The sequence below is a fragment of the Eubacterium sp. 1001713B170207_170306_E7 genome (genome assembly GCF_015547515.1).
Taxonomy (GTDB): domain Bacteria; phylum Bacillota; class Clostridia; order Eubacteriales; family Eubacteriaceae; genus Eubacterium.
On record NZ_JADMVE010000007.1, the window covers coordinates 186,203 to 200,164 of the forward strand.

Annotated in this window: 10 protein-coding genes; 8 read left to right on the top strand and 2 right to left on the bottom strand. The window is 46.4% G+C overall.

All coding sequences use genetic code 11. The features are described from left to right. Window positions 1-64: 64 nt before the first annotated feature. The 5 genes from I2B62_RS16870 (at window position 65) to I2B62_RS16890 (ending at window position 5,058) form a co-directional block, all read left to right on the top strand. The gene (locus I2B62_RS16870) at window positions 65-1,939 is read left to right on the top strand and encodes a nucleoside-diphosphate sugar epimerase/dehydratase (protein WP_195270210.1); all 1,875 of its coding nucleotides are present in this window, start codon (window positions 65-67) and stop codon (window positions 1,937-1,939) included. Window positions 1,940-2,059: 120 nt separating this feature from the next. Further along, window positions 2,060-2,770, top strand: coding sequence for a Wzz/FepE/Etk N-terminal domain-containing protein (locus I2B62_RS16875; protein ID WP_195270211.1), 711 nt, complete (start codon window positions 2,060-2,062; stop codon window positions 2,768-2,770). Further along, window positions 2,770-3,504 (top strand): CpsD/CapB family tyrosine-protein kinase, encoded by a 735-nt coding sequence (locus tag I2B62_RS16880; RefSeq protein WP_195270212.1) that lies wholly within the window; start codon window positions 2,770-2,772, stop codon window positions 3,502-3,504. Before I2B62_RS16875 ends, I2B62_RS16880 begins: the two co-directional genes overlap by 1 nt. Before the next feature lie 12 nt (window positions 3,505-3,516). Next, window positions 3,517-4,338: a CpsB/CapC family capsule biosynthesis tyrosine phosphatase gene (locus tag I2B62_RS16885; RefSeq protein ID WP_195270213.1), complete on the top strand. Its 822-nt coding sequence runs from the start codon at window positions 3,517-3,519 to the stop codon at window positions 4,336-4,338. Next, entirely contained in the window at window positions 4,339-5,058 is a 720-nt protein-coding gene (locus I2B62_RS16890) for a hypothetical protein (protein WP_195270214.1), read from the top strand. A 59-nt stretch (window positions 5,059-5,117) separates the two neighbouring features. Here I2B62_RS16890 and I2B62_RS16895 read toward each other — a convergent pair whose 3' ends face one another. After that, on the bottom strand, window positions 5,118-6,059 hold the full coding sequence (locus I2B62_RS16895; RefSeq protein WP_195270215.1) for an LCP family protein: 942 nt from the start codon (window positions 6,057-6,059) through the stop codon (window positions 5,118-5,120). 221 nt (window positions 6,060-6,280) lie between these two features. On the opposite strand from I2B62_RS16895, the gene I2B62_RS16900 reads away from it, so the two are divergent. The 3 genes from I2B62_RS16900 to pyk are packed head-to-tail and all read left to right on the top strand — an operon-like array spanning window position 6,281 to window position 12,546. Beyond that, the gene (locus I2B62_RS16900; RefSeq protein ID WP_195270249.1) at window positions 6,281-9,799 is read left to right on the top strand and encodes a DNA polymerase III subunit alpha; all 3,519 of its coding nucleotides are present in this window, start codon (window positions 6,281-6,283) and stop codon (window positions 9,797-9,799) included. Then, a complete protein-coding gene (gene pfkA / locus I2B62_RS16905; protein WP_013381359.1) occupies window positions 9,796-10,752 on the top strand; it encodes a 6-phosphofructokinase in 957 nt (318 codons plus the stop codon). Before I2B62_RS16900 ends, pfkA begins: the two co-directional genes overlap by 4 nt. A 51-nt stretch (window positions 10,753-10,803) precedes the next feature. After that, window positions 10,804-12,546: a pyruvate kinase gene (pyk, locus tag I2B62_RS16910; RefSeq protein WP_195270216.1), complete on the top strand. Its 1,743-nt coding sequence runs from the start codon at window positions 10,804-10,806 to the stop codon at window positions 12,544-12,546. A gap of 54 nt (window positions 12,547-12,600) precedes the next feature. Here pyk and I2B62_RS16915 read toward each other — a convergent pair whose 3' ends face one another. Further along, complete coding sequence (locus I2B62_RS16915) at window positions 12,601-13,869, bottom strand: hemolysin family protein (protein ID WP_195270217.1); 1,269 nt, start codon at window positions 13,867-13,869, stop codon at window positions 12,601-12,603. Between the last annotated feature and the right edge of the window lie 93 nt (window positions 13,870-13,962).

The window sequence follows — 13,962 nt, forward strand, 5'->3', positions numbered from 1 at the left end:
ATTAAAAAGCATTATTGCTTAAAACAATAATGCTTTTAATATGTCTGAGACATGGGAGAAGTTAATGAAAAAAGATTCCAAGGATATAGTGGTACGCGTCACATTCCTGATTTTCTTGGATGTTGTGGTACTCTTTTTATCCTATCTATTCGCGTTTTTGCTGACCTACAATTTTAAAATTCCTTTTAATTTTGTCAGCGGTGCGCGTTGGTTTTTAGCCATGGGGATTGGCATTAAGGTGCTTGTCTTTTTTATCACCGGCATGTACAATACCCTTTGGCGCTATGCAAGTATAGAAGAACTCTGGCAGATCACCTTTTCGGTGATTCTGGCAAATATTCTGACCTTTGTGCTTTATTTTGCCATTGGCGCCGGGATTCCGACGACGGTTCAGATTCTGTCCTTTGTGTTTGATTTGATCATGGTGGGGGCTATCCGTATTTTTTACCGGACCGGAAGACGCATAAAACAGGGTGTCGGCGGTAAGGGCAACAGCCGAAATGTTTTGATCATCGGCGCGGGCGAGGCAGGCATCAAAATTTTAAGAGAACTTGCGGCAGGCGAGCTTAAAAGCTATGTCGTCGGTTTTGTGGATGACAATGTCTATAAGCAAAAGAAAAAGATCAATGGCCTGACAGTCCTGGGCGGAAGAGAGGATATTCCTGAAATTGTCGAGGATGAACAGGTTAATGAAATCATTATCGCACTGCCATCTGTTCCCAAGAAGGAAATGAATGAAATTGCGGAGATCTGCCATAAAACCGGCCGTCCGGTCCGTGTTCTGCCGAGCTTCGACGATATTTTGAACTATGACGTCAGCCTCAGCAAGCTGAGAGATCTGCAGATAGAGGATTTATTGGACCGTGACGAAATCCATCTGGATAAAAGTGTGATTTCCGACTTTATCAGAGGCAAGGTCGTACTGGTGACCGGCGGGGCGGGCTCCATTGGCTCCGAGCTCTGCCGGCAGATCATTAAATATCAGCCAAAGCAGCTTGTCATATTAGACATTTATGAGAACACGCTGTATTATCTGGAGCTGGAGCTGCGCCGTTATATCCATGAGCTGGAAATTGAAAGCGGCTATGGCATCCGGCTGGACCTGGAAATTACCAGTATTCGCGATAAAGCCAGCGTTGACAGTTTGTTTGAACGCTATCGGCCCCAGGTGGTTTTCCATGCGGCAGCGCACAAGCATGTCCCCCTGATGGAAAAGACACCCAAGGAAGCCGTGAAGAACAATATCTTTGGCACAAGGAACGTGCTGGATGCCTGTGTCGAGTATGAGGTTGAGAAGTTTGTGCAGATATCCACGGATAAGGCGGTTAAGCCTACCAATGTCATGGGAACGACCAAGCGCGTGTGTGAAATGCTGGTTCAGCTCTACGACCAGCACAATAAGACGGAATTTGTGGCGGTCCGTTTTGGGAATGTACTGGGAAGCAATGGCAGTGTTATTCCCATATTTAAGGAACAGATCGCAAACGGCGGCCCGCTGACAGTAACGCATCCTGACATTGAGCGGTTTTTCATGACCATACCCGAGGCGACGCAGCTGGTTCTCCAGGCCGGCAGTATCGCCCATGGAGGTGAAATCTTTGTGCTGGACATGGGTGAGCCGGTGAAAATTAAGGATCTGGCTGAGCGGATGGTGCGCCTTTCCGGTTATGAACCTTATACAGAGATGCCGATTGTTTTTTCGGGCCTGAGGCCAGGGGAAAAATTGTTTGAGGAGCTTTCCTACGATATGGGTGAGTTTGATAAAACACGGTACAAGGATATTTTTGTTGAAAAGGCAGAAGTCTTTGATGAAATGATAATAAATGAAGAGCTTGAAAAATTGAAACAAATTGTCAATGGCGGAACAATGACGGAGGTGATTGACCAGTTGAAAATAATCGTTCCGGACTATCACCCTAACCGCGAAACTAATATTTAAAAAGAGATACAAGGAATATAAAAATTCCTTGTATCTCTTTCTCTTTTAAGTTATAATTGTTTTTGTTATAATAAAATAGTTATAATTTAAAGTATATAAAATAATGAAGGGAAAATTTTGATGGAAGAGATTAGTTTACATGACATACTGGATATGTTAAAGGAAAACTGGAAATTTATTGTCATTTTAACCTTGTGTTTTATGATTGTTGTTTCTGTGTTTACCATCTTTTTTATGAACAAAGAGTACAGCAGCTACACAACACTAATGATTGGTAAGTCAGAGGGTTATTCGGATACAAACGCAAACGCGAATTACAATGAAGTTTTAACAAACCAGAAATTAGTTGGCACGTACAGTGAAATTGCGAAAAGTAAAAGCGTTGTTTCAGAGGTCGAAAATAATTTAAACCTTGACTTAAGCGATGGCCAGTTATCTAAAATGATTGATGTCACAACCGTCAACGATACAGAGCTGATTAAAATTACGGTGACGGATGAGGATCCTGTTGAAGCGGCCAACATTGCCAATGAGACCGCTAAAGTATTCATGTCAAATATTGGCGAATTAATGAAAATCAGCAACCTGCAGGTGGTAGACGCGGCGGAGGTCAACTCAAATCCAGTTTCTCCGAATTTAAAGCTGAATGTCGCGATTGCCTTTTTGCTAGGCATTGTTGTGAGTGTTTTCATTATTTTTATCCGTGAAATGCTTAATACCAGTGTTAAATCTGTTGAAGAACTAAAAGAGCTGATCGAGGGCGTGCCGGTTGTGGCGGTTATACCCCATTCCGAAGAGCTGATGACCCATTCTGAAGGAGGTAAAAAATAATGAAGGATTCAATTATTACCTATAAATCTCCTAAAGACCCGATTTCTGAAGCTTTCAGAAATATGCGTACAAATATTACCTTTGCAGATATTGATGAGGAGTTAAGGGTTCTCACAATTACAAGCACCGGAAAAGGCGAAGGAAAATCAACGATCATTGCAAATTACGCTGTTGCCCTCGCCCAGTCGAAGAAAAAGGTGCTTTTGATTGACTGTGACCTGCGACGTCCCAGAATTCACCGTTTGTTTGAACAGCCAAATAAAAGAGGACTGACCAATATCCTTTTGAGAGAATGTGAAGCCACAGAGGCCATTCAGACTACCGATGTCGAAAATCTTTTTATTATTTCTTCTGGGCCGATTCCACCGAACCCGTCGGAAATCCTGGCCAGCAAACGTCTGATTGACCTGATTAACCAGTTCAAACAGGCCTTTGACTATATTTTGATTGATGCGCCGCCGGTCGGAGTTGTAACGGATGCCGCGGTGCTCTCGCATGTAACAGACGGTTATATCGTGGTTGCGGCAATCAGTGTTACCAATAAGGAAGGGGTCCGTATGGCCCTTGAAACACTGCGCAATGTCAATGGTAATATTGTCGGTGTTGTAGCGAACAACGCGCCTGTGAGCAAGCGGAGCGGATATTACTATTACTACAGTGCTTACGAAGAGGATCAGCATCAAAGCAAGAGAGAGAAAAAGCAGCGGAAGATTAAAGAAAAAAAAGGAAAGTAAGGGACAAACAGAATGATTGATATACATACGCATGTGCTATACGGTATCGATGATGGCTCCCCGACGATTGAAAATAGTCTTGAGATGCTCAGAGTTGCGGAGCGGATTGGCTTCCGCGGTGTCGTTTTAACACCGCACTACATGAGCTATACAAATTTTGTTTCAAGAGTTGCTGAGAACAAAAAAAGACTGAAGGCTTTGATAAAAGCAGTTGCGGAAGAAAATATCAATATACAGCTGTTTTTGGGAAATGAGCTCTATTATGAACCGGATATGATAAAGATGGTTGAAACTGGTGAGTTTACCACCCTGAACAAGAGTAATTATTTTTTAGTGGAAACCATGCGGCATGATTCCAGTGTCGAACATTTACAGGAATTCCTTTACCGGTTACAGGCTAAGGGGTACTCAACGATTTTAGCGCATCCTGAAAGATATGATTTTGTCAGGGAAGACCCCAATGTCTTGTTGGATTTTATGGATAAAGGAACCTATATACAGACAAACGCATTAAGCTTAACAGGCTTTTACGGAAGTGCGTCAAAAGAGACGGCCGAGATCATGCTGGAGCACAATATGGTCCAGTTTCTGGCCAGCGACGCACACCGTGTTAAAAGCTATGAACTGATGGAAAGAGCATTGAACCGCGCTGAGGAAATTGTCGGGCATAAAAAATTTGAACAAATTATGAATTTGAATCCCGCAATTGTTCTGAGCAACAAAGGAACGATTCAGTGCAGTCCGACCGAATACAGCCCTAAGAAAAAACATCATTTTTTCCCTTCGTTTAAGAAGAGTGGTAAAAAACGTTTAGGAGGGGTGGGAATTCAATAAATGAAACAGGTAAAAAACACAGTGATTGTAATACTGTTTGTGGTTTTCTGTGTGATCATCGTGTATGGTTTAAAAACCTGGAACAATGATGGTAAAAAGAAGGTTGAGGCCAATGGCGATCAGCCCACAGTAACCGCACAAAATACGGATAAAACCACAAGCCCGACGATTACGATCACCTCGAACAATATTTTTAATGAAAACAATGTGACGAATGGCGATGTATCGGTTATGTTTAAGGCTTCGGATTTAAAGGATGCCTATGTCAACGGGACGTCCCTGAATGATCCGCAGTCACAGGAAAAGGTAACAGAGGCTTTATTGTTAAATCCGGGCACCTATGAAGTCATCGTCGAGGACAATAGCGGCAGCAAGGCTGTTTTAAGATTTTCCATTGATCCTAACGTGGTTGTTCCCGCAGAAGGCGGAAAAAAGGCTTCTGACATTAAATCTGAACCTTATACAGGCGAAGTGGCTCAGGTACAGGGCCCCACAATTACCGCCCAGACCCCGTCTGGACTGGTGAACGGGGGAACCGTGAGCGCTGAGTTTGTAACCCTGGCCTACTCCAGCCCTCAGCAGGTCACCTCTGTTACGCTTGACGGCGAGACGATGGAGGTTATCGGGACGGTAACAAGCTATATGTCTGGCAAGCACACGGTTGTGGTTACAGACAGCAGCGGGGCAAGCTCAACCTTTACCTTTACAAATGATTATTAAAAAGCATATAAAAAAAAGAACACCGATAAATGGTGTTCTTTTTTGTTGCAATCAGATTGTCAGATGCTTTGATCCTCAAAGATATAGGCATCCATTTTTTCACGGACAGTTGGAATATCAAAGACCAGGTAATACACGCCGTCAATCATCTGGCCGCTGGCATCGTCATCCTGCGGGAAACGGTTCTGGCGGATCCCCTGTTTTGCGAGGGCGCCGTACTTGGTGGTCATATCGAGCATTTCCTGATTAGAGAGGCTGGTGGTAATATAGGGAGCCAGATCACCGATTAAACCAGGATAGCTGGTTACAGGCTGCTGGATCATCTTTACCACCAAGGCATTCAATACAGTTCGCTGACGTTCCGTTCGTTTAAAGTCATTGCCGCTGGCGTAACGGATTCTGGAATAAGCCAGGGCCTGTTCACCTGTCAGAAGCTGGGTGCCGGACTGATAAAGCCCTGGAATCTGGCCGGTTGCGATTTCCTCTTCGGTAATGTCAATGCTGACGCCGCCGAGCATGTCGATGATTTCAGGCATTGAGGTAAAATTGACGGACATAAAATCTGTGATATTAAGCCCGAAGTTTTCGTTCAGCGTGCGGATGGCAAGCTCAGGTCCGCCAAAGGCGTAGGCATGGTTAATCTTATCCATACCGTGTCCTGCGATATCAACATAAGAGTCACGCATGACAGAGGTCAGCTTGATGCGGTTATGAACATTGTCTAAGGTCAGAATCATGATGGAGTCGGAACGGCCGGTCTCACCTTCTTCAGCGTCGATGCCGTAGAGGGCAATATTGACAATATCGGCGTTTTTATTCTCGGTGACCCCCAGGTCCTCGGCGTTGTTTGAAATATCGACCTTATCCATTTTATTCATGGTATTCTGAATATATGAATAAGCATACAGACCACCGCCTAAAAACAAGGCGATGATGACGGCCAGGATAATCAAGGCCACCTTTTTACCGGTACTCATGCCGCCGGTTTTGTTTTTTCCCATATAAAAAGACACTCCTTACTTATTTTATAATTGACAATTATACCATAAGTCACTAGGCCTTTCTATTTAATTTAAAAAAATCTTTATAAGTTTTTAAATAAAAATAATTGTAACCGGGAACAATATTATCCATCTGGGACAATAGGGGGTGTATTTTGTTTTCGTAATGTGATATAATATGAGAAATTATTGAAAAATAGCAAAGAAAGGAGGGAATCCAGATCGAATCTGAATTTACACATTTACATGTCCACAGTGAATTTAGCCTTTTAGATGGCTTTGGAAGAATTAAGCAGCTCGTGAAAGAAGCAAAGGATTTAGAAATGAAAAGTCTTGCGCTTACGGATCACGGGGTGCTTTTTGGTGCGGTCGATTTTTATAAGGCGTGCCTTGAGGAAGACATTAAACCCCTTATTGGCTGCGAGGTTTATGTTTCGCCCCGGCGTCTGGACCAGAAGGAAGGGAATATCGACACCAATCCTTACCATCTGGTACTGCTGGCTGAAAATAATGACGGCTACAAAAACCTGATGAAAATTGTATCCGAAGGCTTCATTGATGGATTTTATTATAAACCCAGGGTCGACCATGAATACTTAAGGAAGCACCATGAAGGCATCATCTGTTTGTCGGCCTGTATCGGCGGTGAGATTCCACGTTTGATCATTGAAGGGCAGCTTCAGAAGGCCAATGATATCTGCCAGCTTTACCAGGACATTTTCGGGAAAGGCAATTTTTTTCTCGAGATACAGGATCACCGGATGCAGAAGGAAGCCCAGGTCAATGAGGTACTGGTCGATTTTTCCAGGAAATACGATATTCCGCTGGTAGCAACCAATGATGTGCACTATGTCCGCAAAGAGGACGCCGAAGCCCACGACGTGTTGCTCTGTATCCAGACAGCCGCGTCTGTGGACGATGAAGAGCGGATGCGTTTCCCGAATGACGAATTTTATCTGAAATCCTCGGATGAGATGTCCCGGCTGTTTATAGATGTGCCGGAGGCCATTGAAAATACCAATAAAATTGCCGAGCGCTGTAATGTAAGCTTTGACCTTGAAAGCGCCCATTTACCGGAGTTTGAGCTGCCGGAGGGCGAAGCCTCCGCAGGCGATTATCTGAGAAAGCTCTGCGAAGCCGGCCTTAAGGTGCGTTATGGTGAGCTTACGCCTGAAATAAAAGAACGCATGGATTATGAACTGGACGTGATTCATTCCATGGGCTTTGACAATTATTTCCTGGTGGTCTGGGACTTTATCAAATACGCCAAGGATCATGACATCATGGTTGGGCCGGGCCGGGGATCCGCCGCGGGAAGCCTTGTGGCCTACGGGCTGGATATAACCACCCTGGACCCGCTGAAATACAATTTGCTGTTTGAACGTTTCTTAAATCCTGAACGGATCACCATGCCGGATATTGACTGCGATTTTTGCTATGAACGCCGGCAGGAAGTCATTGACTATGTTATCCGGAAATACGGCGCCGACCATGTGGCGCAGATTATCACCTTTGGTACCATGGCGGCGCGGGGCGCGGTGCGCGACGTGGGACGGGCCCTGAATATGCCCTATAATGCGGTGGATAAGGTCGCCAAGGAAATTCCAATGCACCCGGGACAGAACGTAACCATCGAAAAGGCTCTGGAGGAAAACAGCGAGCTGCGGAAGATGAAGGAAAGCGATCCCGAGGTCTCCAAGCTGCTGGACATGGCGGAGTCCATGGAAGGTCTGGCGCGTCATGCCTCCACCCATGCGGCTGGAGTGGTTATTTCAGATAAACCGCTGATGGAATATGTCCCGCTCTACAGAAACGGGGACATGATAACCACCCAGTTTCCCATGGGGCTTCTGGAGGATCTTGGACTTATCAAGATGGACTTCCTCGGGCTGCGGACCCTGACCGTTATCCGCGATGCCCTTGAAAATATAAAACACAGTCAGGGAATGGACATTGATCTGGACAGCATCAATCTCGAGGATCCCAAGGTTTACAAGATGCTGTCAAAGGGTGATACCCTTGGGGTATTCCAGCTTGAAAGCAAAGGGATGATCGCGTTTATGCGCGATCTTCAGCCAGAGCATTTCGAAGATATCATCGCCGGAATTTCGCTTTACCGCCCCGGACCGATGGATCAGATACCGCGATATATTGAAAATAAAAAGAGTCCTGAAGCCATCACGTACCTGCATCCGATTTTGGAGCCGATCCTGAACGTTACTTATGGCTGTATGGTTTATCAGGAACAGGTTATGCAGATATTCAGAGATGTGGCAGGCTTTACCATGGGCAGAAGCGACCTGGTCCGCCGTGCCATGTCGAAAAAGAAAATCGACGTCATGGACCAGGAAGGCGAGGTTTTTATCCACGGTGAGGTGGATGAAAACGGCGTGCCCATCATCGACGGCGCAGTGCGCCGGGGCGTGCCTGAGAGTGTGGCAAAACAGATTTACGCAGAGATGAAGGATTTTGCCAAGTACGCTTTTAATAAATCCCACGCCGCTGCTTATGCGGTTATCGCTTACCAGACGGCCTGGCTGAAATGCTATTATCCCACAGAATTTATGGCGGCGCTGATGTCCTCTGTTATGGATGACGAAAAAAAGGTATCTAAATATATTGAGGACTGCCGTAAAAATGACATCAAGGTGCTGCCGCCGGACGTGAATGTCAGCTATGATAAGTTCTCTGTGAAAAACAACAAAATATGCTTTGGCCTGGGCGCCATCAAGGGCCTTGGCAAAAATGCCATTGTATCAATTGTAAATGCCAGAGAAAACGAAGGGCCCTTCAAAGGGTTCCGGGATTTTTGTGAAAAGGTAGACCTGAAAGCGCTGAATAAGCGAATGGTTGAGGGCCTGATTAAAGGCGGCGCCTTTGACTATACAGGCAGTACCCGTGCCCAGCTTTTGCTCGGGGCCGAACGGATGGTAGACCAGGTACAGCGTGAAAAGCGCGACCGTCTGGCCGGCCAGATCTCGCTGTTGGATTTTGGCGGGAACAGCAGTCTGAAGGAGGACTTTCTGCCCGATGTCGCCCCCTTTACCAAGGAACAGCGCCTGGCGCTGGAAAAGGAAGTACTTGGCCTGTACGTTACCGGACATCCCCTTGAAAAGTATGAGAATACCTTAAAGGAAAAGACAAACCTTAACAGCAGTATGCTTGACAGCTATGAAGACTTAAGGGATTCTGGAATCCGGGACGGCGGCGCAGTGATCATCGGCGGACTTATCGACGATGTCAAAAACCAGATTACCCGCAACGGCAAGCTGATGGCATTTATGACACTGGAGGATTTGTACGGCCGCCTGGAGGTGGTGGTATTTCCCAATACATTGGAGAAGTACCGGCCGCTCCTGACCGTGGATCACGCGATAATTGTAAGAGGCAAAATAAACTATAATGAAGAAATGAACGTGTCTGTAATCTGTGAACAGGTTTATCCTTTAAGTCTGAAAGCGGATATGCCGCAGGTCAAAGAGGAAAAGGCCGCGTATGCCCCTTTGGATAAAAAGGAAAAGCTGGTCATTCATTTTACAGATTTTACACAAAAGCCCTTGCTAAAAGAAATCAAATCCGTTTTAATGAAAACACCGGGGCCGATACCGGTGGAGCTGCATTTTCAAAAGGAACATAAAAAATTTGGCGCAGACAAGAACCTTTGGGTAACAGTCTGTGATGAATTAATAAATAACCTGGAAGCGATTCTGGGGCAGAATAAAGTGGAGGTACTCAAATGAAAATTGGTATTTTAACGAGTGGTGGTGACGCACCAGGAATGAACGCGGCGATCCGGGCAGTTGTCCGGACAGCCATTTATCATAAAATTGATGTTTACGGCATCAATCGCGGCTACGCAGGCCTGCTGGATAAAGATATCAGCCCATTAAACGTCTATTCAGTCGCAGATATTCTGCAAAAGGGCGGGACCATTTTAAGAACCTCCAGAAGTGAGTTTTTCCCGACTGAGGCAGGACAGAAGCGTGCGGCGGAAGTTTTGAGAGAATATGGGATTGAGCACTTAATCATTATCGGCGGGGACGGCAGCCTGAGCGGTGCGCTGGCGCTGAAAAAGCTGGGCGTGAGCGTTGTGGGGATTCCTGGAACCATTGACAATGACTTTGGCGCCAGCGATTTCACCATTGGTTTTGACACAGCGGTGACCACAGCCATCGAAGCCATCGGAAAGATCCGTGACACCACCTTTTCCCACAACCGGATCAACGTGGTGCAGGTGATGGGACGCACCTGCGGAGATATTGCCCTGTACGCGGGCTTCTCTGTCGGCGCGGAGGCGCTGATCATCCCTGAAATTGAGACCAATCTTGAGGGCATCTGTGACCGGCTGCTGGCCGGCAAGGACCGTGGCAAGCTTCACAGCATTGTCATGCTGGCCGAGGGCTGCGGCAGTTACCGCGATTACTGTAAAAAAATCGAGGAATTGACACAGGTTACAACTAAAGGCACCAATTTAGGGTATATCCAAAGAGGTGGGTCGCCGTCTCATTTTGACCGTAATCTCGCGAGCTTTATGGGCTATAAAGCGGTAGAGGCGATCGTTAATGACAATACCGGAAATGTCGTGGTACAGCGCAAGGGCGAGTACATCATGGTTCCCCTTGAAGAAGCGCTGGAAACCCCGAAAGCTTTCCGTAAAGACATGTATAAAATTGCAAAGATCCTGTCGATTTAACTGTTTAAGAAATTTGACATAAATATTAATATAAAGTGAGGTTTTAATCGTATGAAAAAAACAAAAATGGTGTGTACCCTTGGACCGGCATCGGATTCAAAAGAGATTTTAACACAGATGATCCAGGGCGGGCTGAACGTAGCGCGTTTAAACTTTTCCCACGGAAGCCATGAAGAGCACGCGGCAAGAATTCAGCGGATTAAGGAAGTGCGTAAGGAGCTGAGCATTCCGGTAGCGTTGATGCTGGACACAAAAGGGCCTGAAATTCGTACCGGGGACTTAAAGGAAGGCAAGGTCACCCTTGAAACAGGAAATAAAATCGTGCTGACCTCCGAACAGATCGAGGGAGGCGCAGACCGCGTCAGCGTAAGCTATGAAGGCTTGCCGGAAGACCTGTCTGTCGGAAATAAAATCCTGATTGACGACGGCCTGATCGAGCTGAATGTTGAACGCATCGAGGGAACCGAAATCTACTGCGGCATTGAAAACGGCGGTGTTTTGGGCTCTAAAAAAAGCGTGAATATTCCAAATGTCGAAATCAACCTTCCGGGGCTGACACCAAAGGATGAAAGTGACCTGATCTTCGGGATCAAGCAGAAGGTCGACTTTGTCGCAGCCTCCTTTGTGCGTAAACCCCAGGATGTCATTGCGATCCGTAAGGTTCTTGAAAACAACGGCGGCGGAAATATTCAGATTATCTCTAAGATTGAAAACCGCGAAGGCGTTGAGAAGATCGACCGTATTTTAGCGGTTTCTGATGGTATTATGGTTGCCAGAGGGGACCTCGGTGTAGAAATTCCAGCCGAAGAAGTGCCTCTGGTACAGAAGAGCATCATCAAAAAATGTAATCTTCTGGGCAAGCCGGTTATCACGGCCACACAGATGCTGGATTCCATGATGCGTAACCCGAGACCGACAAGAGCCGAAGTCGGCGATGTCGCCAACGCGGTATTTGACGGTACGGACGCGGTAATGCTTTCCGGTGAAACCGCAGCCGGAGCTTATCCGGTACAGGCGGTCGAAACCATGGCAAATATCGTGGAAAAGACCGAGCGCTCTGAAGAATATATTAACCGTCAAAAACCAGAACACGGTGAGCTTACCATTACCAATGCCGTGAGTGAAGCAGCAGTACAGATTGCGGCGAATCTGGACGCGACAGCCATTATCGCGGCCACCTCTTCCGGTCATACACCGCGTATGCTGTCCAAATACCGTCCTGAATGCACAATTTTGGCTGTCAGCGATAAAGTATCCACGGTCCGCCGTTTAACCCTTTCCTGGGGCGTTTACTGTATGTATATGCCAGAGCTCCGGGATACCGACTCCATGGTCCACGACTCAGTACAGGCAGCCGTAGAGCTGGGCGTTGTCAAGATTGGCGATCTGGCCGTTGTGGCGGCCGGCGTGCCGCTTGGCGTACAGGGCAATACCAATATGATCAAAGTCCATACTGTGGGCAATGCGATCATGAGCGGTACCGGTATCGGCGATAAGCCTGTGACTGGCTATGCGAAGCTGATCAGCGAGGATAATGCCTCCGAGTTCAAGGAAGGGGATATTCTGGTTGTTAAATCCCTGTCGCCTGAAATTTCCTGGATTCTGGACAAAGCGGCAGCCATCATCACTGAGGAAGGTGGCCTGAGCTCAGAGGGCGCCATCGCGGGATTACACTACAATATTCCGGTTATAGTCGGGGTTGAAAAGGCCCTTGAAATTATCGGGCACGGCAAGCTGATCTCCATCGATCCGAAGCGCGGCATGGTCTATCAGGGTAAGGTGCGCATGGTTTAATAAAATCCAAAAAGAATTTAAAAAAGAGCCTGTTCAGGCTCTTTTTTTATAGGGTTATGCCTCTGCCGGCAAATCCTCTTCAAGGCGCACGACTTTAATTTCCAGAACGCACTTTAAGCTGGCCTTTGTGATGGTGACGGTGAGGTTTTCATAGCAAAAGGTGTCGCCGACCTTTGGTATATGGCCAAGCAGATCAACCACCCAGCCGTTAACCGTATTGGAATCAAGGTCTTTGTTTTGAAACGGGATATTGAAATATTCAAACATATCAATGAGGTTGGCATGGCAGGAAACCAGGGTGGTCTGATCATCCAGGGGTTTGAAAACCTCCACGATCTGATCGTGCTCGTCCCAGATATCGCCCACCAGCTCCTCAAGGATATCCTCAAGGGTGACCAGTCCAAAGGTACCGCCGAACTCGTCGGCGACAATGGCCATGTGAGTTTTGGACTTTTGCAGCAGCCGCAGCAGGGTAGAGATCTTCATGTTTTCGCTGGCGTATACCACATCGGCCACAATGCCCTGAATGGAGGGAATATCATGGTTGATCAGTGTATGAAAATCCTTCTCATGGATCATGCCGACGATATTGTCAATGCTTTTGATATAGACCGGGAGTCTGGAATAACCGGTGGTTAAAAAGAGGCGTTCGATTTCGTCCAGAGGTGTTTCTTCAAGGTCGATGGCGGTAATGTCGACTCTGGGAATGGCGATGTCCCCGGCGCTGAGATCGTCGAACTCGATGGCGGAGCGGATCAGCTCGCCCTCATGCGCATCCAGCACCCCTTCGCTTTGGGCTTCGTCCACAATGGTTTTCAGCTCTTCGTCGGTAATGCTGGGGCCGTCTGTGGATTTGAGAAACTTTGAGAGCAGTCTTTTCCACTGGGAAAAGATAAAGGTCAGGGGCGTTAAAAGATAAATAAAAAAATTTAATATCGGCGCTGAAAAAATAGAAAATTTCTCAGGGTGCTCTTTCGCCATGCTCTTGGGGGAGATTTCCCCAAAAATCAAAACGAGAACGGTCATTACCACGGTGGAGACCGTCACGCCCAGGTCACCGAAATATTTGGTGAAAAGGACGGTTGCCAGCGATGCCGAGGTAATATTCACAATATTGTTGCCGATGAGAATGGTTGAGAGCATTTTGTCGTAGTCTTTGCTGATGTTTAACACAAGCGCAGCTTTTTTATTGTCTTCAGCCGCCATGTTTTTCATGCGGATTTTGTTAAAGGTTGAAAAGGCCGTTTCGGTGGCTGAAAAATAAGCCGACATTAAAATAAGCAGTGCGAGCACAAACATCATTATGAGACTGCTACTGTCCATAAAATAAATTTTCCTCCTGAAATGTATTGGTCAATATATGGCTATTATACCATAATTCCTGCTTCTTTTGTTAAAAACGTGCGCATCTTTATA